21 protein-coding genes and 1 pseudogene are annotated in these 22,806 nt (G+C 58.6%); 10 read left to right on the top strand and 12 right to left on the bottom strand.

Annotated elements, in window-relative coordinates; all coding sequences use genetic code 11:
• Positions 1-36 precede the first annotated feature (36 nt).
• The gene (locus tag JSY17_RS14385) at positions 37-504 is read right to left on the bottom strand and encodes a hypothetical protein (protein ID WP_232849460.1); all 468 of its coding nucleotides are present in this window, start codon (positions 502-504) and stop codon (positions 37-39) included.
• 557 nt (positions 505-1,061) lie between these two features.
• Here JSY17_RS14385 and JSY17_RS14380 point away from each other — a divergent pair.
• Positions 1,062-1,622: a hypothetical protein gene (locus tag JSY17_RS14380; RefSeq protein WP_206402169.1), complete on the top strand. Its 561-nt coding sequence runs from the start codon at positions 1,062-1,064 to the stop codon at positions 1,620-1,622.
• Positions 1,623-1,700: 78 nt separating this feature from the next.
• On the opposite strand, the gene JSY17_RS14375 is transcribed toward JSY17_RS14380, so the two are convergent.
• From JSY17_RS14375 to acnA, 3 genes are all read right to left on the bottom strand, one after another.
• Positions 1,701-3,266, bottom strand: a complete 1,566-nt coding sequence (locus JSY17_RS14375) for a methyl-accepting chemotaxis protein (RefSeq protein WP_117183056.1) — start codon at positions 3,264-3,266, stop codon at positions 1,701-1,703.
• A gap of 108 nt (positions 3,267-3,374) precedes the next feature.
• Positions 3,375-4,166 (bottom strand): CPBP family intramembrane glutamic endopeptidase, encoded by a 792-nt coding sequence (locus tag JSY17_RS14370; protein ID WP_206402168.1) that lies wholly within the window; start codon positions 4,164-4,166, stop codon positions 3,375-3,377.
• Positions 4,167-4,230: 64 nt separating this feature from the next.
• On the bottom strand, positions 4,231-6,975 hold the full coding sequence (gene acnA / locus JSY17_RS14365) for an aconitate hydratase AcnA (protein WP_206402167.1): 2,745 nt from the start codon (positions 6,973-6,975) through the stop codon (positions 4,231-4,233).
• A gap of 148 nt (positions 6,976-7,123) precedes the next feature.
• On the opposite strand from acnA, the gene rlmM reads away from it, so the two are divergent.
• From rlmM to pdxB, 3 genes are all read left to right on the top strand, one after another.
• Positions 7,124-8,206, top strand: a complete 1,083-nt coding sequence (rlmM, locus tag JSY17_RS14360; protein ID WP_206402166.1) for a 23S rRNA (cytidine(2498)-2'-O)-methyltransferase RlmM — start codon at positions 7,124-7,126, stop codon at positions 8,204-8,206.
• A gap of 54 nt (positions 8,207-8,260) precedes the next feature.
• Positions 8,261-8,515 (top strand): sulfurtransferase TusA, encoded by a 255-nt coding sequence (gene tusA / locus JSY17_RS14355; RefSeq protein WP_117165397.1) that lies wholly within the window; start codon positions 8,261-8,263, stop codon positions 8,513-8,515.
• Between the two features lie 65 nt (positions 8,516-8,580).
• A complete protein-coding gene (gene pdxB, locus JSY17_RS14350) occupies positions 8,581-9,720 on the top strand; it encodes a 4-phosphoerythronate dehydrogenase PdxB (protein WP_200979137.1) in 1,140 nt (379 codons plus the stop codon).
• Positions 9,721-9,789: 69 nt separating this feature from the next.
• Here pdxB and JSY17_RS14345 read toward each other — a convergent pair whose 3' ends face one another.
• Complete coding sequence (locus tag JSY17_RS14345) at positions 9,790-9,966, bottom strand: PA1571 family protein (RefSeq protein ID WP_162880561.1); 177 nt, start codon at positions 9,964-9,966, stop codon at positions 9,790-9,792.
• 200 nt (positions 9,967-10,166) lie between these two features.
• Between JSY17_RS14345 and JSY17_RS14340 the strand changes: the two genes are divergently transcribed.
• Positions 10,167-11,948: an ABC transporter transmembrane domain-containing protein gene (locus JSY17_RS14340; RefSeq protein ID WP_206402165.1), complete on the top strand. Its 1,782-nt coding sequence runs from the start codon at positions 10,167-10,169 to the stop codon at positions 11,946-11,948.
• A gap of 41 nt (positions 11,949-11,989) precedes the next feature.
• Here JSY17_RS14340 and ppnP read toward each other — a convergent pair whose 3' ends face one another.
• Both ppnP and JSY17_RS14330 read right to left on the bottom strand, forming a co-directional pair.
• Entirely contained in the window at positions 11,990-12,271 is a 282-nt protein-coding gene (ppnP, locus tag JSY17_RS14335; protein ID WP_025259343.1) for a pyrimidine/purine nucleoside phosphorylase, read from the bottom strand.
• A gap of 83 nt (positions 12,272-12,354) precedes the next feature.
• Complete coding sequence (locus JSY17_RS14330; RefSeq protein WP_117183062.1) at positions 12,355-12,897, bottom strand: exonuclease domain-containing protein; 543 nt, start codon at positions 12,895-12,897, stop codon at positions 12,355-12,357.
• Positions 12,898-13,150: 253 nt separating this feature from the next.
• On the opposite strand from JSY17_RS14330, the gene JSY17_RS14325 reads away from it, so the two are divergent.
• Positions 13,151-14,002 carry a substrate-binding periplasmic protein gene (locus JSY17_RS14325; protein WP_122371522.1) on the top strand — a complete coding sequence of 284 codons (852 nt, stop codon included), beginning with the start codon at positions 13,151-13,153 and terminating at the stop codon, positions 14,000-14,002.
• A gap of 13 nt (positions 14,003-14,015) precedes the next feature.
• Here the strand turns inward: JSY17_RS14325 and JSY17_RS14320 are convergent, their stop codons facing one another.
• On the bottom strand, positions 14,016-14,183 hold the full coding sequence (locus JSY17_RS14320; protein ID WP_038399776.1) for a DUF2897 family protein: 168 nt from the start codon (positions 14,181-14,183) through the stop codon (positions 14,016-14,018).
• 111 nt (positions 14,184-14,294) lie between these two features.
• Positions 14,295-15,659: an ethanolamine permease gene (gene eat / locus JSY17_RS14315; RefSeq protein WP_206402163.1), complete on the bottom strand. Its 1,365-nt coding sequence runs from the start codon at positions 15,657-15,659 to the stop codon at positions 14,295-14,297.
• A gap of 290 nt (positions 15,660-15,949) precedes the next feature.
• Between eat and pyrF the strand changes: the two genes are divergently transcribed.
• A complete protein-coding gene (gene pyrF / locus JSY17_RS14310; protein ID WP_162880560.1) occupies positions 15,950-16,648 on the top strand; it encodes an orotidine-5'-phosphate decarboxylase in 699 nt (232 codons plus the stop codon).
• A 51-nt stretch (positions 16,649-16,699) separates the two neighbouring features.
• Here pyrF and JSY17_RS14305 read toward each other — a convergent pair whose 3' ends face one another.
• Positions 16,700-17,704: an NADP-dependent oxidoreductase gene (locus JSY17_RS14305; protein WP_117183065.1), complete on the bottom strand. Its 1,005-nt coding sequence runs from the start codon at positions 17,702-17,704 to the stop codon at positions 16,700-16,702.
• 196 nt (positions 17,705-17,900) lie between these two features.
• On the opposite strand from JSY17_RS14305, the gene JSY17_RS14300 reads away from it, so the two are divergent.
• From JSY17_RS14300 to JSY17_RS26040, 3 genes and pseudogenes are all read left to right on the top strand, one after another.
• Complete coding sequence (locus tag JSY17_RS14300; protein ID WP_206402161.1) at positions 17,901-18,836, top strand: S66 peptidase family protein; 936 nt, start codon at positions 17,901-17,903, stop codon at positions 18,834-18,836.
• 225 nt (positions 18,837-19,061) lie between these two features.
• A pseudogene (locus tag JSY17_RS26045) lies at positions 19,062-20,174 on the top strand (HAMP domain-containing protein); the annotation flags it as partial.
• Complete coding sequence (locus JSY17_RS26040; protein WP_404823345.1) at positions 20,151-21,032, top strand: methyl-accepting chemotaxis protein; 882 nt, start codon at positions 20,151-20,153, stop codon at positions 21,030-21,032. The pseudogene JSY17_RS26045 and the gene JSY17_RS26040, both read left to right, overlap by 24 nt.
• A 2-nt stretch (positions 21,033-21,034) precedes the next feature.
• Here the strand turns inward: JSY17_RS26040 and JSY17_RS14290 are convergent, their stop codons facing one another.
• Positions 21,035-22,228 (bottom strand): benzoate/H(+) symporter BenE family transporter, encoded by a 1,194-nt coding sequence (locus JSY17_RS14290; RefSeq protein WP_201013164.1) that lies wholly within the window; start codon positions 22,226-22,228, stop codon positions 21,035-21,037.
• A 53-nt stretch (positions 22,229-22,281) separates the two neighbouring features.
• Positions 22,282-22,749: a MarR family winged helix-turn-helix transcriptional regulator gene (locus JSY17_RS14285; RefSeq protein WP_117183068.1), complete on the bottom strand. Its 468-nt coding sequence runs from the start codon at positions 22,747-22,749 to the stop codon at positions 22,282-22,284.
• Between the last annotated feature and the right edge of the window lie 57 nt (positions 22,750-22,806).

The following is a 22,806-nucleotide window of genomic DNA, read 5'->3' as shown; positions in this document are numbered from 1 at the left end:
AGTCGAGCCCCCGGTGAGCGATCACCGGGGGCTTTTTCATTTGCCCGGATGACGACGTTTCATGTTGCGTTTGCGGCGGCGCTGTCTGGACGTGAGCGGCGCATGCTTATTGACCGTTACGCGCAGAATGGGCGAGGTGCCGATCAAGTGGTTGGCGCGATGTATTTCATAGTAAATATCCACGGGACCGTATTGGGCATGGGGAATGAAGTTGTAGGTAATGCACAGTATCCGCACGACAGGGCTGTTGCCCAAAGGATGAAGCAGGGGTGTTGATGACTGGTACAGGCCCCAGTGAAAGACGATGAGGTCCTCTCGTTGCATCAGAGGCGAGGAGGGGATATGGACGGATATACCGGCATGAATCTGTTCCCAGGCAATTGCATCGGGATTTATGCCTGGCAAGATCGGAGCCTTCAGGCTGGACGATATATCGGGTTGCCCGGGCAATGATGTGTGTTCATTGGCAGGTGGCAGTGAGCCGTCTTGGGTCGGTTTATCCATTGGAAACGCCTGTATTGATATTCGAATGGTCTGAAAACGTTATCGCGTGGTGTGAAACCATTAAAAGTACAGGGCGTGATCCGGTCAAATGGCTGGCCTGAAGTTTGTGTGGCTGGCGTATTTGATTACATGGTGTAACAAATGAAGTTGCCAGACAGGCTGGAGTTTGCTGCGGGCTTGTCGTTGAACAGTGTCGTTGTTTTAGGAAGTATGAAATTTTTTGCAGCGTTTTCAGGTTGAAAACAGAAGGCAAGTATTAAAAGTGCAGTGTTTTTCACGTGCGTGGAAGAGGCGTACATCACTATCGGAAAGATCACTCCAAAAAACTTTTTTGCGATAAATTCAAATGAATTCACGCTCCCTGTTTCAATACTTGAATGAATGCAGGTTTTCTGAGCGGCACAAGGCTCTGGTTGCTTCAGATGCTCAGGATCAGGGGCTGACGGGTGCCGTCTTGTTCAGGGGGGAGAAAAAATAGCGGTGCTGTCCGCGAACTCTCTGCAAATAACAGCGTCATATCAATGTGCCATTTCGGCATCTCGCATGGAATCAGGATCATGGCTTCCTTGTTCAAAATCCCTCGCACGACTTCCCGTGTTCGTGTTCTTGCCTTATTAATGACCAGCCTGGCATTTTCAAGCGCCAACGCAGCGGTTGAGATCAAGTCTTCCAATGCCGACAGTTACGACAAGATCGTTACCAGCTTTAACGATTACGGCAGAGGAACTGCATTGCGTAACGCCAATATTACCGTTGGCGATATTCAGGAGATGAGAAAAGGTACGGAGAGTAATACCAGGGAGCTGGAAAATCTGAAAAAGATTATCGAAGGGCAGTCCCGAGTTATTGAAGAACTCAGGCGCGATAACAAGTCTTCGGCTTCAAGCAACAGTTCCAGCGATAGCGAAATTGCCAGTCTCAAGCGCAAGCTCGATGAGCAGGAGCGCGGCATGGAAAAACTTGAAGGCCAGGTGAATGACTTGAAGCGCAGTTCGGGGTCCAGCAGCAGCTCCAGTGCAAGTGAACTGTCCAGCCTCAAGCGTGATGTCAGCGATCAGGAGCGTGAGTTGAATAATGTGAAGCGTTCACTCGATGATCTTTCCCGCAAGGTCAAATAAGGCCGCGTGACTTCGAGCCTCATGAAAAAGCCCCGGTAAATCGTCATTTGCCGGGGCTTTTCTGTTGCAGTGCAGGCCTTACCGGTTGAAGCGCTCAACCAGTGAGTATTGCGAATTGGCCGTATCGGTCAGTTCGGCGCTGAGCACGGCCGAGCGATGGGCTTCATCGGAAGTCTGATCGGCCAGATCGGCAATGGTGGAGATGTTGCGGCTGATCTCTTCGGCGACCGAGCTTTGCTGTTCGGTGGCGGTGGCGATCTGGGTAGCCATTTCGGTGATGTTGGCGACCGCTTCGCTGATGCCCACCAGCGCCTCGTCTGCTTCCAGCACCCGCGCAACGCCTTCTTCGGCCTGACGGTGGCCGGAGTTCATGGTTTGCACGGCATTGTTGGCGGTCTGTTGCAGTTTGGCGATCAGACCATGGATCTGCCCGGTGGACTCGGTGGTGCGCTGTGCCAGTTGACGCACTTCATCGGCCACCACGGCAAAGCCTCGACCCATTTCCCCGGCGCGGGCAGCCTCGATGGCGGCGTTCAGGGCCAGCAGGTTGGTCTGGTCGGCGATGCCTTTGATCACGTCCACCACACCGCCGATTTCATCGCTGTCCTTGGCCAGTTGGGTAACGGTCAGACCGGTTTCGCCCACGGAAGTGGACAGGCGCTGAATGGCCTCACGGGTTTCGCCGGCGATATCCCGGCCACGACGTGTAAGCTGGTTGGCCTGTTGGCTGGCATCGGCCGCGCGCTGGACATGGCTGGCGACTTGCTGGGTGGTGGTAGCCATCTGGTTGATGGCGGTTGCCACCTGTTCGGTCTCGACCCGCTGGCGCTCAAGCCCCGAAGAACTGGCGTTGGCCAGTGAGTTGGATTTGCGTGCCTGGGTATTGAGGTGCTCGGCGGTATCCTGCAAGCGGGTCAGGCAGGTTTTCATCCGCGCTTCCTGGCTGAGGATCGACATTTCCAGGCGTGCTTGCGGACCTCGGCTATCGGTATACATCTGTGCGATCAGCGGGTCCGAAGTGGTCTGTTCGGCCAGGCGCAACAGGCGTTTGATACCGCGCTGCTGCCAGGTCAGACCCAACAGGCCCAGCGGTACCGACAATGCGGCGGCCAGAATGAAGCCCCAGTGCGAGTTGAGCCAGGCGCCGATCATGAAGCTCAGCTGGCTGACCAGGATGAACGGCAGCCAGTCCTGCAGCACCGGCAGCCATTTGTCGCGACCCGGAATGGCCGATTTGCCCTTGTTGATACGTGCGTACAGCGCTTCGGCACGCTTGATCTGTTCGGCGGTCGGTTTGACACGCACGGACTCGAAGCCAACCACCTGCTTGTTCTCGAACATCGGCGTCACATAGGCGTTGACCCAATAGTGGTCGCCATTCTTGCAACGGTTCTTGACGATGCCCATCCACGGCTGACCACGCTTCAGGGTAGCCCACATGTGTTCGAAAACGGCCGAAGGGACGTCCGGATGGCGAACCAAATTATGCGGTGCCTTGATCAACTCGTCGTGACTGAAGCCGGAGACTTCCTGGAAGATCTCGTTGCAGTAAGTGATTACGCCCTTGGTATCGGTAGTGGAAATCAACCGCTGTTCGGCAGGGAATGTCCTTTCACGTTGAGTGACTGGCTGGTTGTTACGCATGGCTTTCGGTCCTTCGATCCAATAGGCTTCGGCGGGTTATCGGCAGGCGAGCCTGTAAATTGAGTTTTTCAGATCAATGAATAGCGAATCATTGTCATGTATCAATGCTTATCGATCCAGCATTGGATAGGTGAACAGGCCGAAATGAACCAGATTCAAACCGAAGTGGCTGACGACTGCGGCCTGCAGGCCACCGAAACGATAGGCAATGCCATAACCCACACCGGCCAGGCTCGCGAGCAATACCCATTGCCATCCAGAGCCGAGATGGGAGAGCCCGAACAGTATGGCAGCTATAACGATGGCCAGTGTGCTGTCCCGCCATGTTTTATTAAAGACTTGTTGCAATGCCCCTTGCAGGTAGGCCCGAAAGAACAACTCTTCGGTGAGCGACACAAGCAACAGATTGTTCAATAACCAGAGCGTGCCATGTTCCGGCCATTTTGCGGCCCAGCCGATGACTCCAAGGGCTGTGGCCATTGTCATGCACAACACGGCGGTAGCGATCAGGGCCAGGACTGTGACTTTCAATGAGCGGACACTACTCACCGATGTCAGGATCCATGGACAGAACAGGAGCACCCAGAACCCAATCAGCGGTTTATCCAGATTCAGGGACATGGAGAAGGGCGCGGCTTCGGGGCTGAAGCGAATCGCATCGAACACTTTTGCGCTATTGAAACCGGGTAACAGATGAGCGGCCAGAGCAAGGCCCGTGACAATGAAGATGCCATGCCCGAGCCCGCGGACCCACCTGTGTCCGGACTGTCTGACACACAAACCTGCCATCAGCAGAAGGCCGACTGCCAAGGCAGCCGGCCACTGAAGCTGGCCGTAGAACAGCGCAATGGCGTACCCGAGGCCGAGCAGACAGAAAAACACCCGGGACTCTGGTGCCATGAAGAATCTCCTGAAGCAAAAGCGGAGATTCTATGGCGTTATACGGGCCACTAGCGAATTGTCGTCACGACGCAATCAACTGCCTCAACACATAATGCAGAATCCCTCCTGATTTGAAGTACTCCACTTCGTTGAGCGTGTCGATCCGGCACAGTACGTCCAGATTTTCCTGGCTGCCGTCTTCACGGGTGATCGTGAGCGTCAGGCTCATGCCCGGCCGCACCTCGGCACCGCTCAGTCCGCTGATTTCCAGGGTTTCCTTGCCGGTGAGGTTCAGGGATTTACGGGTCTGGCCATTCTTGAACTGCAGGGGCAATACCCCCATGCCGACTAGATTGGAGCGGTGGATCCGCTCAAAGCTTTCGGCAATGACGGCTTTTACACCCAGCAGATTGGTGCCCTTGGCGGCCCAGTCGCGGCTTGAACCGGTACCGTATTCCTGACCTGCAACGATCACCAGGGGAGTGCCTTCTGCCTGATAGCGCATGGCGGCGTCGTAGATAGCCAGTTTTTCGCCGCTGGGCACATGCAGGGTATTGCCGCCTTCCTCGCCGCCCAGCATTTCGTTGCGGATGCGGATATTGGCGAAGGTGCCGCGCATCATCACTTCATGGTTGCCACGGCGCGATCCGTAGGAGTTGAAGTCCTTGGGCTCCACGCCCTGATCGCGCAGATAGCGTCCGGCCGGGCTGTCGGTCTTGATATTGCCTGCCGGAGAAATATGGTCGGTGGTCACCGAATCCCCCAGCAGGGCCAGGATCCGCGCGCCTTGAATATCCTCGATCACCGGCAAGGGGCCGGCGATATCGGCAAAGAACGGTGGGTGCTGGATATAGGTAGAGTCCGGTTGCCAGACATAGGTGGCTGCCTGCGGGACTTCAATGGCTTGCCACTGCTCGTCACCGGCGAAGACCTCTGCGTATTCCTTATGGAACATACCGGTATTGACGCTTTGCACGGCTTCGGCGATTTCCTGCTGGCTGGGCCAGATATCGCGCAGGTAAACCGGTTTGCCGTCCGAGCCTTCCCCCAGCGGTTCGCTACTGATATCGATGCGCACCGTACCTGCCAGTGCATAGGCCACGACCAGAGGTGGCGAGGCCAGCCAGTTGGTCTTGACCAGTGGGTGAACCCGGCCCTCGAAATTGCGGTTGCCGGACAATACCGAGGCTACGGTCAGGTCCGCATTCTGGATGGCGTTCTCGATGGGGGCCAGCAGCGGCCCTGAGTTGCCGATGCAAGTGGTGCAGCCATAGCCCACCAGATCGAAGCCCAGCGCGTCCAGATACTGGGTCAGACCGGCCGCCTTGTAGTAATCGGTGACCACCTTGGAGCCGGGGGCCAGAGAGCTTTTTACCCATGGCTTGCGTTTCAGGCCTTTTTCCACAGCCTTTTTCGCCACCAGCCCGGCCGCCATCATCACGCTGGGGTTGGAGGTATTGGTGCAGGAAGTAATGGCGGCGATGACCACTGCACCGTTTTTCAGTCGGTGAGTCTGGCCATCGTGCTCATACTCGGCCTCGCCACTGACTTGCCCGGCATTGCCCACGGCCACGCCGCCACCGCCTTCGCTTTCCAGACGACCTTCTTCCGTGCGGGCCGGTTTGACCTGCAGGCCGAGAAAATCATCGAAGGCCTTGGGGACGGCTGGCAGATCGACTCGATCCTGCGGGCGTTTCGGCCCGGCCAGACTCGCTTGTACGGTTCCCATGTCCAGTTCCAGACTGTCGGTGAATACCGGCTCCTTGCCCGGCAGTCGCCACAGGCCCTGAGCCTTGCAATAGGCTTCCACCAGTTTCACCGTAGTATCCGGCCGACCGGAAAGGCGCAGGTAGTCCAGCGTCACTTCGTCCACCGGGAAGAAACCACAGGTTGCCCCATACTCGGGGGCCATATTGGCAATGGTTGCCCGGTCGGCCAGCGGCAGATCGGCCAGCCCGTCGCCATAGAATTCGACGAACTTGCCGACCACGCCTTTCTTGCGCAGCATCTGGGTGACGGTCAGCACCAGATCCGTCGCGGTGATGCCTTCCTTCAGCTTGCCGGTCAGCTTGAAGCCGATCACTTCCGGGATCAGCATCGACACCGGCTGGCCGAGCATGGCGGCTTCGGCTTCGATCCCGCCTACGCCCCAGCCCAGCACACCCAGGCCGTTGATCATGGTGGTGTGGGAGTCGGTGCCCACCAGTGTGTCGGGGAAGGCGTAGGTGCGGCCATCCTCTTCTTTGGTCCAGACCGTGCGGCCCAGGTATTCCAGATTCACCTGATGGCAGATGCCGGTGCCCGGTGGTACCACGCTGAAGTTATCGAAGGCGCTCTGGCCCCAACGCAGGAAGGCATAACGCTCGCCGTTACGTTGCATTTCGATCTCGACGTTGTCGCCGAAGGCGTCGGGATCGCCAAATCTGTCCACCATGACCGAGTGATCGATCACCAGATCGACCGGCGACAACGGATTGATCCGCTGTGGATCGCCTCCGGCCTTGGCCACGGCTGCGCGCATGGCTGCCAGATCCACCACGGCAGGCACACCGGTAAAGTCCTGCATCAGCACCCTGGCGGGGCGGTATTGAATCTCGCGGTCCGAGCGGCGTTCGCTCAGCCAGGCGGCGAGTGCCTTGAGGTCGTCACCGGTGACGGTCTTGTCGTCTTCCCAGCGCAACAGGTTTTCCAGCAGCACCTTGAGCGACATGGGCAATCGGTCCAGGTCGCCCAGTGATTTCGCGGCTTCCGGAAGGCTGAAGTAATGGTAGGTCTGGTTGTCGACTTCGAGTTTTTTCAGGCTTTTCAGGCTATCCAGGGAGGGCATGAATGACTCCTTTTAGAGTTATGCAAGCGGTACTGGCTCCATGTAACAGGTCGGGAGCCTCGGCATTCTGTGGACTGTCGAGCCGCGCCAGTGGTTCCTGATTGGGCTATCATGCGCGGCTTTCAAGTCTGCGGGGCCGGGAGTCACCATGAATACGCTGTTTATGCATTGCCGACCGGGCTTCGAAAGCGAGGTCTGTTCGGAGATATCCGATCATGCTGCGCGCCTGAATGTGGCCGGTTATGCCAAGGCCAGGCCCGATGCGGCGTGTGCCGAGTTCATCTGTACCGAAGAAGACGGTGCCCAGCGCCTGATGAGCGGTCAGCGTTTTGACCGGCTGATCTTCCCTCGGCAGTGGGCTCGGGGAGTCTTTCTCGACTTGCCCGAAACCGACCGCATCAGCGTGATTCTGGCTCATATGGCGAGTTTTCCGGTCTGCGGCAGTCTGTGGCTGGAAGTGGTGGACACCAACGACGGCAAGGAACTGTCGAACTTCTGCAAGAAATTCGAGGCTCCGCTGCGCAAGGCCCTGATTCAGGCGGGCAAGCTGGTGGACGATCCGCACAAGCCGCGTCTGTTGCTGACCTTCAAGAGTGGTCGCGAGGTGTTTCTGGGGCTGGCCGAGGCGGATAACTCGGCGATGTGGCCCATGGGGATTCCGCGCCTGAAGTTTCCCCGCGAAGCGCCGAGCCGTTCGACCCTGAAGCTCGAGGAAGCCTGGCATCACTTCATTCCACGTCAGGAGTGGGACGAGCGTCTGTCCAGCGACATGACCGGCGTGGACCTGGGGGCGGCACCGGGTGGCTGGACCTATCAACTGGTGCGTCGCGGCATGCTGGTCACTGCCATCGATAACGGCCCCATGGCCGAAAGCCTAATGGATACCGGTCTGGTGCAGCATCTGATGGCTGACGGTTTCACCTACAAGCCTCGGCAGACCGTGGACTGGATGGTCTGTGACATTGTCGAAAAGCCGGCCCGCAACGCCGCCTTGCTGGAAACCTGGCTGGGGGAGGGCCTGTGTCGTGAGGCGGTGGTCAACCTCAAGCTGCCGATGAAGCAGCGCTACGCCGAGGTACGCCGCCTGCTCGATCGTATCGAGGAAGGTTTTCAGGCGCGTGGTGTCAGGGTTTCGATTGGCTGCAAACAGCTTTATCACGATCGCGAGGAAGTGACCTGTCACCTGCGCAGGCTGGACGTTGCCAAGGCAAGCCGCCCGAGCAAGGGCTGATTGGCCTGATTGAATGAATTGAGCGACAATTGCCGCCAGTTTCTGGAGTGCCCCATGTCTGAACCCATCGAAAGCCAGCCCGTTGATGCCACCCTGGATGCCACCGGTCTCAACTGCCCGGAACCTGTGATGATGTTGCATCAGAAGGTTCGCGACCTGCATGCCGGTGGCCTGCTCAAGGTCATTGCCACGGACCCTTCGACCCGGCGCGACATTCCCAAATTCTGTGTGTTTCTCGGCCATGAACTGGTCGAGCAGCAGGCCGATGGCGGGACTTTTCTCTACTGGATCCGCAAGAAACAGGATTGAGGCAGGTGCGCCTGCCGCCCGCATGACGATGGATCGTCCTTCCTTCGGTTAACAGAGAGTCTTTCATGCGCATTGTCGCTGACGAAAATATCCCGCTGCTCGATGCCTTTTTTGCCCATTTCGGCGAGATACGTCGCTTGCCGGGGCGTTCCATTGATCGTGCGGCGGTTGCCGATGCCGATATCCTGCTGGTGCGTTCGGTGACCAACGTCGACCGTGCAATGCTCGAAGGCAGTGCGGTGCGCTTCGTCGGGACCTGCACCATTGGCACGGATCATCTGGATCTTGAGTATTTCCAGCAGGCGGGCATCCAGTGGTCCAGCGCTCCGGGCTGCAATGCCCGAGGCGTCGTGGACTACGTGCTGGGCAGCCTGTTGACTCTGGCTGAAATCGAAGGCGCAGACCTCAGGCAGCGTACTTATGGTGTGGTGGGTGCAGGTCAGGTGGGTGGTCGCCTGATCAAGGTGCTCAAGGCGCTGGGCTGGAATGTACTGGTCTGTGATCCGCCCAGAGCCGCAGAGGGCGGCGAATACGTCAGCCTTGACGAGATCGTTGCCCGTTGCGATGTCATCAGTCTGCACACGCCTCTGACCAGAAACGGCGAGCAGCCCACCTGGCATCTGTTCGACGCGTCGCGTCTGCGTCAGCTCAGGCAAGGTGCCTGGCTTATCAATGCCAGCCGTGGCGCCGTGATCGATAACCTTGCGCTGCATGACGTTCTGCTGGAGCGCGAAGACCTGCAGGCAGTGCTCGATGTCTGGGAAGGCGAGCCGCAGGTGAATGTGCCGCTGGCGGACCTGTGTGTGATCGGTACGCCGCATATCGCAGGCTACAGCCTCGATGGCAGACAGCGCGGAACGGCGCAGATCTATCAGGCACTCTGCAATTTTCTCCAGCAGCCTGCAACGATTCTTCTGGACGACCTGCTGCCGCGTCCCTGGCTGGCGCAAGTCAGTCTGGACAGTCGGACCGATCCGGTCTGGGCGCTGAATATGCTGTGCAGAGGCGTCTATGACCCGCGTCGCGACGATGCGGATTTTCGGCGCAGCCTGGTGAACGATACCGCCAGTCAGCGCCTTGCTTTCGATGCATTGCGCAAGCACTACCCGCCACGTCGGGAAATCGACGGCTTGAAGGTAAAGCTGGAGGGAGACTCAGGGGCGTTGAAGCAGATGGTCCTGGCGCTGGGGGCATCGCTGGTCTGAACGGGCGGGCGAATGGCGGGCAGAAAAAACCCGACACGGAGGTCGGGTTCTGAAAAGGGGGGATGATGCTCAGTTCTGTTTTTCAGGAGTGACCCAGGATTTTTCGCATTCCTGGCAGGCCGCCTGAACCATTTCTTCGGTAATGACGATTTCACGTCCGTCCTTGTCGAGTACAGCACCACCTACGGAAAGGCTGGGGGTGGCTCGAACGACCTGGACTTGATTGCTGCTCTCTTGCGCGTTCATAGTCTTTCTCCTTGATCAGGTGTTACCTCTAAACTACCCGCGTTTGATGACCGTGCAGTGACAGTTCCAGTCGCAAGCTGAGTCCCCAGTGCAACAGAAATGATATAAAACTGCCAGTTTTTGCTTAGATCGATCCCTTCTAGAAAACGGGCGAGGTGTCATAACGCTGGTTTTCCTGCTTCAGACACAGGTTCATGATTATGTCGTCGGTGTTTTCCATTGCTCAAAGACCTGCCATTCGTCTGGCCCTGAGTTTTATCGCTCCCTATCGTTGGCATGTACTGGGTGCGCTGGTGGCGCTGGTCATTACAGCAGGCCTCATGCTTTTCATGGGGCAGGGCATCAAGATGATCGTGGATCATGGATTCATGACCGGTTCTGCCGAGCAGCTTGAGCGATCGATCAGTTTTTTCCTGCTGGTGACCGTCGGCCTGTCCATCGGCACTTTTACCCGTTTCTATCTGGTGTCGTGGATCGGTGAGCGGGTCGTGGCCGATTTGCGCAATCGCGTATTCGAACATCTGATCAACCTGCATCCGGCCTTCTACGAAAATAACCGCAGCTCGGAAATCCAGTCGCGTCTGACAGCCGATACCACTTTGCTGCAGTCGGTGGTGGGGTCGTCTCTGTCGGTATTCCTGCGCAGCGCGCTGATGGTGATTGGCGGCATCATTCTCCTGTTCATCACCAACCCCAAGCTGACCAGTATCGTGGTGCTGACCTTGCCACTGGTGATTGTGCCGATTCTGGTATTCGGTCGCCGGGTGCGCCGCCTGTCCCGGGAAACCCAGGACCGTGTGGCCGACGTGGGCAGCTATGTGGCCGAGGCTTTGAGGCAGATCAAGACGGTTCAGGCCTACAACCATCAGGAGCATGACAAGGCGCACTTTTCCCGGACGGTCGAGAAGGCCTTCGGAACCGCCCGCAAGTATATCCTGCAGCGATCCTGGCTGATTACCGTTGTGATTTCCCTGGTACTGGGCGCTGTCGGTGTGATCCTGTGGGTCGGCGGGATGGACGTGATCAACGGCACCATAACCAGCGGCGAGTTATCGGCCTTTGTGTTCTATGCACTGCTGGTGGGTACGTCCTTTGGCTCGCTGAGCGAGGTGATCGGTGAGTTGCAGCGCGGCGTGGGAGCGGCCGAGCGTATCAGCGAGCTGCTTCAGGTCCGCAGCGAAATCACAGCGCCAGCCAGCGGCCTGCTTGGACTGCCGCCCAGAGTCAGTGGCAGGCTGGAACTGCAGAGCGTGAGTTTTGCCTACCCGTCCCGACCTGATCACAAGGCCGTCGATGATCTGACCCTGAGCATCGCAGCCGGTGAAACCATCGCACTGGTCGGGCCATCCGGGGCAGGCAAGTCAACGCTGTTCGATCTGCTGCTGCGTTTCTACGACCCTCAGCAGGGGCGTATCCTGATCGAAGACGTACCCATCCAGCAGCTTGACCCTCACGACCTGCGTCGCAACTTTGCCCTCGTCTCGCAGACGCCTGCGCTTTTCTTTGGCAGCGTCGAAGACAACATCCGTTATGGCAACTCCGGGGCCAGCGCCGAGCAGGTAGAGGCCGCGGCACGCATTGCCCATGCCCATGAGTTCATCATGCAGATGGCTGACGGTTATCAGACCCACCTGGGGGATGGTGGCCTCGGTTTGTCCGGTGGACAGAGACAACGTCTGGCGATTGCCCGGGCATTGCTGGTCGATGCGCCGATTCTGTTATTGGACGAAGCTACCAGTGCGCTGGATGCGCAAAGTGAACACCTGATTCAGCAGGCCCTGCCAAGCCTGATGAAAGGCCGTACCACCCTGGTGATCGCCCATCGACTGGCCACGGTACAGAATGCCGACCGTATTGCCGTCATCGATCAGGGGCGTCTTGTTGCGGTGGGAACCCATCGGCAACTGATAACCGGCAATCCGCTTTATGCGCGTCTGGCGGCGCTTCAGTTCAATGCACGGATGGAAGAAGAGGTGAACTGATACCCGAGCGGGCTGCGTATCGGTACGCAGCCCGGACGTGTTCAGCGATATTCGCAGAGGTAAGCAGTATCCACACTCACCTTCAGCTGAAACTTGCTGTTGGCCGGTACATTGAACTGGCTGCCGCTGCTGAAGGTTTCCCAGTCAGTGCTGTCCGGCAGCTTGACGATCAGTTCGCCGGAAATCACGTGCATGATTTCGCGTTGCGCTGTACCGAACTCATATTCGCCCGCTGCCATCACGCCAATGGTGGCCTGGCCTTCCGTCTGACTGAACGCGATGGATTTGACAGTGCCGTCGAAGTACTCATTGACCTTGAACATGCGAGATTCCTTGATAAAAGGGCTGAAAAGGGTCGAACAGTATGCCCAACGTATCAAGCATCGTCACTTGGCAATCCTGATATTCAATTGGGAATGATCAAGGGTAACAGTCTGGCAGTATTGCGCGCATCGACCAGTGCCCGATGCTGCTGGCCGCTGAACTGCATGCCCGCCAGTTGCAGCGCACTGTTGAGGCCGGGGGCGCGCTGTAATTGGCGTGCCTCGGCGAAGCGCTGTTTCAGGTTGACATAGGGCATGTCGCTCAGGGCGCTTTCCAGGCGGTGTTCGCGCCATTGTTCCTGCAGTTGCCTGCGGTCGTAATCTCCCCAGCTTGCCCAGCCGACAATGCGTGCCTGATGATGGCTCAGCCAGCGTTCGAACTGGGGCCACACGCTGCTCAGCGATGCCGCGCTGTCTATATTGCTCTGGCTGATATGGGTCAGTTCCCGGCAGAAGTGCGTCAGCAAGGGGCGGCGTGCAGGGCGTACGAAGCGCTCGAAATGATCCAGTTCGCGCCCATCCTGATTCACCAGCGTTGCACCGATCTCGATGATTTCCATTTCTGCGACCGGCCATCCGCCTTCCTCGGTGGTAGCCTCCAGGTCGATCACCAGCCAATGCGGCATTATGAAGCTCCCATCCAACAATTTTAGTGAGACCAGAGTAGCCATATTCACCCGGCTACGCTCGATAAGGTTTGACTGTGCTGTTACAGACACATCAATCGACCGTTGAATACTTCAGTGGTGCCTTGTCTTTTGTCGCATCCGCCCTTGGACTTTTTCAGGTTGTGTGCGACTTATAACGATTCATGGATTTGGTAGTTGTTTAAACTGCTGAAAGCGCATAGCGTGTGGCGTTTTTGACCGATGCCTTTTCATGAAGACGCACGCAGTAATAACCAATGTGTTGTTGTGCAAGGGAGCGATGCTGATCGTCTCGCTGTTGATGAGCTGGCAGGTTCAGGCCGCCCAGATCGTGCAAGTGGCGGCCGTGCATTTTCCGCCCTATATGATTCGCCCTGAAAGAGGCAACGATACCGGGCTTCTGCCCAAACTCATCGAGGCCCTCAATGCCAGCCAGCGGGACTATGAGTTCGTGGTGGTGCCGACTTCCGTGCAGCGCCGCTTCCGGGACTTTGCCCAGGGCCGCTTCGATATCGCCATCTTTGAAAACCCCGACTGGGGCTGGAAACATGTCGCCTATGACAAGGTAGACATGGGACTGGAGGATGCCGAGGTGTTTGTGGCCCGGCGGGTCGAGGGGCGTCAGCAGAGTTACTTCGATGATCTGTCGGACAAGCGTCTGGCTCTGTTCAGCGGTTATCACTATGGATTCGCCAACTTCAATGCAGATCAGAAGTATCTGAGCGAAAACTTCAATTCCACATCGACCTATTCCCATGACAGCAATTTATTGATGGTGATACGCGGACGCGTGGATATCGCGCCGGTAACGCGTTCCTATCTGGTGGACTTCATGGCGCATAATCCCAGCGAGGCCGAGCAGTTTCTGGTTTCCGACCGGATCGATCAGCTTTATCGGCAATATGCACTGCTGCGACCGGGCGGCAGCATCAGTGCAACGAAGTTTGATCAACTGTTACAGCAATTGCGTGACAACGGGGAGTTCGCGAAGATTTTCGAGCCTCTTCACATCAAGGTCCTTTCCGTACCTCCTTACTCGGCTGCGCCTGCAGACAATACAGTGAGCAAGAAGGTCGGAAGGTAAGACCAAGCCGGGATCATCGATCCTTGGCTTCCTTGGCATCCATCTCGGCATTGCGTTCATGAATACGCTTGAGCTGCTCTTCGGTCAGAGGCAGCTTTTGCGCTGTGTCGCGCAGTAACATCAGGCCGCCGACGATGGAGCCGATTGCAACGATCAGAATCAACCAGGCATACCAGGGCATAGCACTCTCCTTGTAGTCATACCGGTTTGAGCAAGGGGCTGCTCAATGGTTCAAGTGTATGCGCTCTGGCAAGGCCGCGTGAAACCGTGAGGGTTTACGCGGCCTCTTGTTTCAGGAGCCGGTCAGCATGGCGTCGGCAGGGGCGTTGGCACGCGACTGGGCGGTAAGGCTGAAGTAGATGAAGCCCACGGCCATGAAGCAGAGGAAGATGAAGCCGATCAGCGGGTTGAACCAGGCCATTGCCAGCAGGCATACGACGGCCAGGGTCAGGGCGATGCCCGGGATGATCGGGTAGCCCGGTGCCCGGAAGCTGCGCTCCAGCAGAGGTTCGGCCTTGCGCAGCTTGAACAGGCTGAGCATGCTCATGATGTACATCACGATTGCGCCGAATACGGCCATGGTGATCATGGCTGCGGTCAGGGTCATGCCGCTCAGATTGATCAGGCCGTCACTGTAGATGGCCGCAATACCGATCAGTCCACCGGCGATGATGGCGCGGTGCGGGGTCTGGAAGCGCGAGAGTTTGGCCAGTGAAGCAGGCAGGTAACCGGCGCGCGCCAGGGCAAAGAACTGGCGCGAGTAGCCCAGAATGATCCCGTGGAAACTGGCGACCAGACCGAACAGGCCGATCCAGACCAGCATGTGCAGCCAGCCGGAGTTATCGCCTACCACGGCCTTCATGGCTTGTGGCAGCGGGTCGTTGATGTTGGACAGCGTGCGCCAGTCACCAACGCCACCCGCAAACAGCATTACGCCGATGGCCAGTATCACCAGCGTCAGAATGCCGCTGACATAGGCCTTGGGAATCGTACGTTTCGGGTCCTTGGCTTCTTCGGCGGCCATGGCGGCACCTTCGATGGCCAGGAAGAACCAGATGGCGAACGGAATCGCGGCGAACATACCGGCAATCGCACCCGGGCCAAAGGTGCTGGAACCTGCCCAGCCATGCAGGGCGAAGTTGCTGAAGCTGAAGGCGGGGGCCACTACACCCATGAACACCAGCAGTTCGGCCACGGCCAGCACGCACACCACCAGCTCGAAGGTTGCCGCCAGCTTCACGCCCAGGATATTGAGGGTCATGAACACAATATAGGCCCCGACTGCCGCATGCTTGGGGTCCAGGGTCGGATACTGCACGTTCAGGTAGGCGCCGATTGCCAGGGCAATGGCCGGTGGTGCAAAGACAAATTCGATCAATGTCGCCATGCCGGCGATCAGGCCGCCTTTCTCGCCGAATGCGCGGCGACTGTAGGCAAAGGGACCACCCGCGTGGGGAATGGCGGTGGTCAGTTCGGTGAAGCTGAAGATGAAGCAGGTGTACATCATGGCGACCATCAGGGCCGTGACCAGGAAACCGAGGGTTCCGGCTACGCCCCAGCCGTAACTCCAGCCGAAGTATTCGCCTGAAATCACCAGCCCGACCGCGATCCCCCACAAGTGCAGCGTGCCCAGCGTTGGCTTGAGTTGTTGACTCATGTGTTTCTCCCTGATGCTTCGAAAAGCGTTGAAATATCTTTTTGCTTGCTCTTTTCACGTTTCCGTTTGCAGGCTCCGTGCCAGTGCATGAATCGTCGTCGTATTGCTTCAAACGGGGTCGTTTGTAGAACGGCCCGGATTTCAGGTGCTTTCACGGGCTCGGGTTTGGTGCGTCGGGCCACGAAGGTGAACGCTGCAAGTGCGTATTGGCTTTTTTAAAGTCCGGGTCCCGTCCGCCAGCAGGTTCGGCTACAATGCGCGCCGATTTCGACTTACCTGAGAACACGCTCATGTCCGCCTGCCAGACTCCTGTCATCGTCGCCCTGGATTTTCCGACCCGTGACGCCGCCTTGCGGCTGGCTGACCAGCTCGATCCAAAACTGTGCCGGGTGAAGGTCGGCAAGGAGCTGTTCACCAGTTGTGCTTCGGATATCGTCGAAACCCTGCGCGACAAGGGCTTCGAGGTGTTCCTGGACCTCAAGTTTCACGACATCCCCAACACCACCGCCATGGCCGTCAAGGCCGCAGCGGAAATGGGCGTCTGGATGGTGAACGTGCATTGCTCCGGCGGCCTGCGCATGATGTCGGCATGCCGTGAAGTGCTTGAAAAACGCAGCGGCCCTCAGCCGTTGCTGATCGGCGTGACGGTGCTGACCAGCATGGAGCGTGAAGATCTGGCGGGCATTGGCCTGGATATCGACCCGCAGGTTCAGGTGCTGCGTCTGGCAGCCCTGGCTGAAAAAGCCGGCATGGACGGCCTGGTATGTTCGGCTCTGGAAGCCCAGGCGCTGAAGACCGCTCATCCATCCCTGCAACTGGTCACTCCTGGCATTCGTCCGGCAGGCAGCGCGCAGGACGATCAGCGTCGCATCCTGACACCGCGTCAGGCACTGGACGCCGGTTCCGACTATCTGGTGATCGGCCGTCCGATCAGCCAGGCTGCCGATCCGGCCCAGGCCCTGGCGGCTGTGGTTGCCGAACTGGCCTGATATCCGAGGCTCACGAATGGGCGATCTGCGCCCATTCGCGATAACGCGCTATCAGACCTTCAACACCAGCTTGCCAAAGTTCTCGCCACTGAACAGTTTGAGCAGGGTTTCCGGGAAGGTTTCCAGGCCTTCGACCACATCTTCGCGGCTCTTGAGCTTGCCTTCGGCAATCCAGCCCGCCATTTCCTGACCGGCTTCGGCGAAGCGCGAGGCGTAGTCCAGCACCACAAAGCCTTCCATGCGCGCACGGTTGACCAGCAGCGACAGGTAGTTGCTCGGGCCCTTGATCGGTGAGGTGTTGTTGTACTGGCTGATGGCGCCGCAGATCACGACACGGGCTCGCGGTGCCAGACGGCTGAGCACGGCATCCAGGATATCGCCGCCGACGTTATCGAAATACACGTCCACGCCGTTGGGGCACTCGCGTTTCAGGCCGGCCAGGACGTCTTCGCTCTTGTAGTCGATAACGCCATCGAAACCCAGTTCCTCGGTCAGCGAGCGGCATTTTTCCTGACCGCCAGCGATGCCGATCACGCGGCAACCCTTGAGCTTGGCGATCTGTCCGGCCACGCTGCCCACTGCACCGGCGGCACCGGAGATCACCACGGTATCGCCGCTTTTCGGTGCGCCGACATCCAGCAGAGCGAAGTAGGCGGTCATGCCGGTCATGCCCAGCGCGGAAAGGTAGCGGGGCAGCGGGGCGAGCTTGGGATCGACCTTGTAGAAGCCTCTGGGCTCACCGACGAAATAATCCTGCACGCCCAGCGAGCCTTGTACGTAGTCGCCTGCCGCGAACTGCGGGTTCTTCGATTCGAGCACTTCACCCACGCCCAGGGCGCGCATCACATGGCCCAGCTCGACCGGCGGGATGTAGGATTTGCCCTCGTTCATCCAGCCACGCATGGCCGGGTCGAGAGAGAGGTACTGGTTGCGCACCAGAATCTGCCCGTCTGCCACTTCTGCGACCGGTACTTCCTGATACGTGAAGTTGTCTCTGCCGGGTTGGCCTACAGGTCGTTTGGCGAGCAGAAACTGGCGATTGGAAAGTGTGGTCATGACAGGTCCTCGATTTGAGTGAGAAGGCTGATTGAAGCTGTTGATGTGCTTTCAGGCAAGCAACGGTCACGTAGCGAATGCGGCTCCATCCAGCCGGATGATGCCTCTGGCCAGCCGTTACCAAAGGCGTTTGCGACTTGAGTCACCTGCATCAGTGCTCTACATTGCCGGTTCACTGAAAGTCTGGATTGCCGCAATGTCTGCCACGAATCTGCCTACCCTTTATCCCCGCGCGCTGCGTGCAGGTGACGCTGTTGCTCTGGTGTCGCCAGCCGGCCCTGTGGTTGCCTCCAAAATCGAGGCCGCGGTGCAGGTGCTGGAGGGTTGGGGGTTGAAGCCGCGGGTTTATCCGCATGCATTGGGCAAACATTCCTTTTATGCCGGCACTGACGAAGAGCGCCTCGCGGACCTGAACAGCGCGCTGGCCGATCCGCAGATCCGCGCAGTGATCTGCAACCGTGGCGGTTACGGCACCCAGCGCATTCTTGGGCAACTGGATTACGAATCCGTTCGGCGTGACCCGAAACTGGTCACGGGCTTTTCCGACATCACAGCCCTGCACGGCGCGTTATGGACACATGCGGGTCTTGCGACCATTCACGGCCCGGTGGCGACGCAACTGGAGCGTGGCGGCCTGTTCGTCGACAGCATGCGGCACGTGCTGATGAGTACCGAACCCGTGCTGCTAAAGGCAGATCCAGACGCTGCGACCGGCAGCGTTCGCACTCGGGGCCGTGCTCGGGGGCTGTTGCTCGGTGGCAATCTGAGCATGCTCAGCACCTGCATCGGCACGCCTTACATGCCCGACCTGACAGGTGCCATCCTGCTGATCGAGGATGTCGGCGAAGCGGCCTATCGCGTCGATCGTCTGCTGACTCACCTGGGTAATTGCGGCATCCTGCAGCGTCTGGCCGGGATTGCGGCGGGCGATTTCAGTGTGCCTGCCCACGCAGCAGGTTCGATCAGCCCGGCCCATGTGTTGCAGGAGCGACTGGGCTCTTTGGGAATTCCGGTTCTGGGCGGTTTGCCGGTGGGGCATGGCGATGTCAATCAGGCCGTGCCTCTGGGAACCGAGGCGATTCTCGACGCGGATGCCGGGACCTTGCTGGTATCCGCCGCTGCCCGTTCCTGAAGCACGAATCTCCTTCATTGCATCGCGTTTCCCCTGGCAGGCGGAGCCGTCAGCCGCCTGTTGGTCGGGCAACCATTCTGAAAGCGACGTCTGCGTAGCTTTTTGCCATTATTGCTGAGCCACAGGCTTGCACTCGATCCGACCCGTTGCGAATGTGCATGGATATTGAATGGGCCTCGTGAGTGGATCATTCAAGGCGAATGATTCGGACGGGGATTGAACGCTATGATCTGGGCCATACAAAGACGCTTCGCCAATCTCGGTATGGCGAAGAAGCTGGGCTTCGGTTTTGCTCTTGTATTGCTGTTGACGGCTCTGGTGGCGGCCATTGGTGTCTGGTCGTTGAAAAGCATCAGCCTGCATTTCGACGGCTTGAAGCAGATGTCCTCCCTCAACAGCGGACTGCTCCGTGTACGTCTGCTCGAACAGGAATATGCCCTGCACAGCGACCCCAAGGTCGTCGAGCAGGTTCACGCCAGAATCGATGACCTGAACACCCTTGCGCAATCGCTGCAGGAGCAGTCGCCCGCCAGCGCAGAGAGACTGACTCAGGTGCAACAGGCGCTGGCTGCCTACCGCAAATCTTTCGATGAATTCGTCGATATCAGTCAAAGCAAGGACCTGGCGCTGGAAATGGCCAGTTGGTCGGTGTCCAGCGTAGCCAACAATCTGGAAGTGCTGCAGGCGGGGCTTGCCGATGATGGAACCTGGACGCTGAAGGATACCCAGGGTCAGCAAGGGGCGGAGTTCGTCGAGCAGTCCGGCAAGGTCAGCCAGGTGTCGAGGTTGATGCAGCAGGCCATGGACGAGGCCCGTGTCCGTCTGGACAAGAGCCGCAGGACGGGCTCCGGCGATGCTGCGAAAACCGGGACCATCGAACAGGCAGACCAGGCCCGGGTGCTGGCCGACGAGCTCAAGGAACAGGTCAAGGACGAAGGTTATCTGACGGTGTTGGCCGAAGTCGGCACGCATATTGTCGGCTTCACCGACAAGCTCGGGGAATACACCGGGTTGTTGGCCAGAGAGGCCCAGGTGTCCAGTCAACTGGCGACCAATGCCCGGCAAGTGGTCGAACTTGTCAATCAGGTGGCTGGCGCCGAGGATCACTCCATGCAGGGTCAGCTCACGGCCAATACCCTGCAGATTGTCGCTTCGTCGGTGGTGGCCTTGCTGGTGGGAGTTATCGTTTCCTGGCTGATTACCCGCTTGATCGTCGGCCCGCTGCGCAGTGTGATCGGTCTGGCGCAACGCATTGCCGCGGGCGACCTGAGTGGCAGTGTGCAGGTCCGGCGCAGCGATGAAATCGGTCAACTGATGCTTGCCATGCAGCAGATGGGCGAGGGGTTGAGCCGCATTGTCAGTGGTTTGCAGTCGGGCATCGAGCAACTGTCCAATTCGGCGCACTCCTTGTCGGCCGTGACTGAACAGACCAATCTGGAAGTCAGCAGCCAGAAGGAAGAAACCGAACAGGTCGCTACGGCAATGAACCAGATGACCGCCACTGTCCATGATGTGGCGCGCAATGCCGAAGAGGCGGCACTGGCCGCACAGACTGCCGATGAAAAGGTGGGCGGTGGGCAGGCGGTGGTGCGTCAGAGCATGCAGCGCATCGAGCAACTGGCCGGCTCGTCACAGTCTGCCAGCCAGAGTATTCAGAACCTGAGCGCCGAGATTCAGAACATCGGCCAGATCCTGAACGTGATCAAAAGCGTTGCCGAACAGACCAACCTGCTGGCGCTCAATGCTGCTATCGAGGCGGCCCGGGCAGGCGAGCAGGGGCGTGGTTTCGCGGTAGTGGCCGATGAGGTCCGTGCCCTTGCCAAGCGTACGCAGCAATCCACCCAGGAAATCGAAAGTCTGGTGGGCAGGTTGCAGAGTGGTGCGCAGGCATCGGTGGAGCAGATTCAGAGCAGCGGTGAACTGGTAAAGCTGGCAGTCAGTGATGCGTTGCAAACCGAAAGCGCGCTGGGCGCCATTGCTGAAGCGGTGTCGATGATCCAGCAGATGAACCAGCAGATCGCTGCGGCCGCCGAGCAGCAAAGCTCGGTGGCCGAGGAGATCAACCGCAGTGTGACCAGTATCCGTGCCAGTGCCGATCACTCGGCTCTGGCCATGCAGGACAACGCAGCTTCCAGTCTGGAACTGGCTTCACTGGGCGTGGAGCTGAAGGGGATGGTCGGGCATTTCAGGCTCTGATTTCATGCACCCTTGCGCGTATTGAGGATCACCAGCGTCAGGACTCCGGCGACGATCCCCCAGAGTGCCGAGCCAATGGAAAACAGGGTCAGCCCTGACGCGGTGACCATGAAGGTGATGAGTGCCGCTTCCCGCTCCCTGGGTTCGTTCATGGCCACGGTCAGGCCGTTGATGAGTGAGCCGAACAGCGCCAGAGCGGCAATCGACAGCACCAGTTCCTTGGGAAAGGCCGCGAACAGCGCGGCCAGAGTCGCGCCGAAGATTCCGGCGACGCCATAGAAGACCCCGCACCAGACCGCTGCCGTATAGCGCTTGCTCTTGTCTTCATGGGCATTGGGGCTGGTGCAGATGGCGGCACTGATCGCCGCGAGGTTGAGCCCGTGGCAGCCAAAAGGGGCCGTCAGCAGCGAGGTGATGCCCGTTGCCGTGATCAGCGGTGAAGAGGGCGTGTGATAGCCATCGGCACGCAGTACGGCAATGCCCGGCATGTTCTGGGACGTCATCGCCACCACGAATAACGGAATGCTGATGCTGATGGTCGCTGCCAACGAGAACGAAGGCGTCGTCCAGACCGGCGTGGCCACTTCCAGCGTGAAGTCCGTGAAGTTCAGCAGCCCCAGCATGCCGGCTGCGGCAATGCCCACCACCAGCGCGGCCAGTACCGAATAGCGCGGCGAGATCCGCTTGATCAGCAGGTAGGTGAAAAACATGGCCAGAACCAGGCTGGTTCGATGCTGGACGGCGATGAAGATGTCGCTGCCGATCTTGAACAGGATTCCGGCCAGCAGTGCCGCAGCCAGAGAGGCGGGCAGGCGTTTGACCAGACGTTCGAAACTGCCGGTCATACCGCAGATGATCACCAGGATCGAGCAGGTGATGAACGCACCGATGGCTTCCGGGTAGGCCACGCCGCCCAGCGTGGTGATCAGCAATGCGGCACCGGGTGTTGACCATGCCACGCTGATGGGCGTGCGATAGCGCAACGACAGACCGATGCTGCACACCGCCATGCCGATGAACATCGACAAGAGCCAGGATGACATCTGACCACTGCTGAGGCCTGCGGCCTGCCCGGCCTGGAGCATCAGCACCAGCGAACTGGTACAGCCGGTCATCATCGCGATGAAACCGGCGACCACGGCCGAAGGCGATGAGTCTGCCAGTGGGCGCAGTGGTGCCTTGAGGGTCTCGTTCATGCAGGGCTTTCCTTAAACGGGCAGGTTTGTACGGTGTCGTTATTTTTTTGTATTCAGCTATCGGTTGCGCGGGGCCGTGCACTGGACTGGAGGGTCTGGCCCAGCGCCTGATTGACGGTCAGCCAGCCATCCACCGCTGCCTGACCCGCCTCGGCGAATACCCGCTGCAAGAGTTTCACCTGTTCGTGGCGCAGCGCCTGTTCGAACCTGATCCCTTCTTCACTGAGCACCAGCAGGCGTTTGCGTTTGTCGGTGTCGGGCGTCGTGCTCTGTACCAGCTCCATGGCGATCAACTGGCGCAACGGCACATTGAGCGCCTGCTTGCTGACGCCCAGGACCGTGAGCAGTTCTTTCACGCTCTGCTCGGGATAGCGGGCGATGAAAAACACGATGCGTTGATGAACACGGCTGAGCCCGCGTCGGGCCAGCATTTCATCGGCCTTGGCAGTAAATGCCTGATAGCCGAAAAAGAAGGCTTCCATGGCAATTTGCTGATTGGCGGGATTTTTAAGGTCAAGCATGTTGACGTATCCGGGCTTGGCGTCGTAATTTGAGTCAACAAGTTTGACGTATTTCCC

Origin of the sequence: Pseudomonas capsici (genome assembly GCF_017165765.1) — a bacterium.
Classification (GTDB): Bacteria; Pseudomonadota; Gammaproteobacteria; order Pseudomonadales; family Pseudomonadaceae; genus Aquipseudomonas; species Aquipseudomonas capsici.
This window is presented reverse-complemented; position numbering and strand designations above follow the sequence as displayed.

What these genes read in the sequence shown, in the direction of transcription:
- JSY17_RS14385 (WP_232849460.1), bottom strand. Translation starts at nt 504, where the DNA reads ATGGATAAACCGACCCAAGACGGCTCACTGCCACCTGCCAATGAACAC.
- JSY17_RS14380 (WP_206402169.1), top strand. Translation starts at nt 1,062, where the DNA reads ATGGCTTCCTTGTTCAAAATCCCTCGCACGACTTCCCGTGTTCGTGTT.
- JSY17_RS14375 (WP_117183056.1), bottom strand. Translation starts at nt 3,266, where the DNA reads ATGCGTAACAACCAGCCAGTCACTCAACGTGAAAGGACATTCCCTGCC.
- JSY17_RS14370 (WP_206402168.1), bottom strand. Translation starts at nt 4,166, where the DNA reads ATGGCACCAGAGTCCCGGGTGTTTTTCTGTCTGCTCGGCCTCGGGTAC.
- acnA (WP_206402167.1), bottom strand. Translation starts at nt 6,975, where the DNA reads ATGCCCTCCCTGGATAGCCTGAAAAGCCTGAAAAAACTCGAAGTCGAC.
- rlmM (WP_206402166.1), top strand. Translation starts at nt 7,124, where the DNA reads ATGAATACGCTGTTTATGCATTGCCGACCGGGCTTCGAAAGCGAGGTC.
- tusA (WP_117165397.1), top strand. Translation starts at nt 8,261, where the DNA reads ATGTCTGAACCCATCGAAAGCCAGCCCGTTGATGCCACCCTGGATGCC.
- pdxB (WP_200979137.1), top strand. Translation starts at nt 8,581, where the DNA reads ATGCGCATTGTCGCTGACGAAAATATCCCGCTGCTCGATGCCTTTTTT.
- JSY17_RS14345 (WP_162880561.1), bottom strand. Translation starts at nt 9,966, where the DNA reads ATGAACGCGCAAGAGAGCAGCAATCAAGTCCAGGTCGTTCGAGCCACC.
- JSY17_RS14340 (WP_206402165.1), top strand. Translation starts at nt 10,167, where the DNA reads ATGTCGTCGGTGTTTTCCATTGCTCAAAGACCTGCCATTCGTCTGGCC.
- ppnP (WP_025259343.1), bottom strand. Translation starts at nt 12,271, where the DNA reads ATGTTCAAGGTCAATGAGTACTTCGACGGCACTGTCAAATCCATCGCG.
- JSY17_RS14330 (WP_117183062.1), bottom strand. Translation starts at nt 12,897, where the DNA reads ATGCCGCATTGGCTGGTGATCGACCTGGAGGCTACCACCGAGGAAGGC.
- JSY17_RS14325 (WP_122371522.1), top strand. Translation starts at nt 13,151, where the DNA reads ATGAAGACGCACGCAGTAATAACCAATGTGTTGTTGTGCAAGGGAGCG.
- JSY17_RS14320 (WP_038399776.1), bottom strand. Translation starts at nt 14,183, where the DNA reads ATGCCCTGGTATGCCTGGTTGATTCTGATCGTTGCAATCGGCTCCATC.
- eat (WP_206402163.1), bottom strand. Translation starts at nt 15,659, where the DNA reads ATGAGTCAACAACTCAAGCCAACGCTGGGCACGCTGCACTTGTGGGGG.
- pyrF (WP_162880560.1), top strand. Translation starts at nt 15,950, where the DNA reads ATGTCCGCCTGCCAGACTCCTGTCATCGTCGCCCTGGATTTTCCGACC.
- JSY17_RS14305 (WP_117183065.1), bottom strand. Translation starts at nt 17,704, where the DNA reads ATGACCACACTTTCCAATCGCCAGTTTCTGCTCGCCAAACGACCTGTA.
- JSY17_RS14300 (WP_206402161.1), top strand. Translation starts at nt 17,901, where the DNA reads ATGTCTGCCACGAATCTGCCTACCCTTTATCCCCGCGCGCTGCGTGCA.
- JSY17_RS26040 (WP_404823345.1), top strand. Translation starts at nt 20,151, where the DNA reads ATGCTTGCCATGCAGCAGATGGGCGAGGGGTTGAGCCGCATTGTCAGT.
- JSY17_RS14290 (WP_201013164.1), bottom strand. Translation starts at nt 22,228, where the DNA reads ATGAACGAGACCCTCAAGGCACCACTGCGCCCACTGGCAGACTCATCG.
- JSY17_RS14285 (WP_117183068.1), bottom strand. Translation starts at nt 22,749, where the DNA reads ATGCTTGACCTTAAAAATCCCGCCAATCAGCAAATTGCCATGGAAGCC.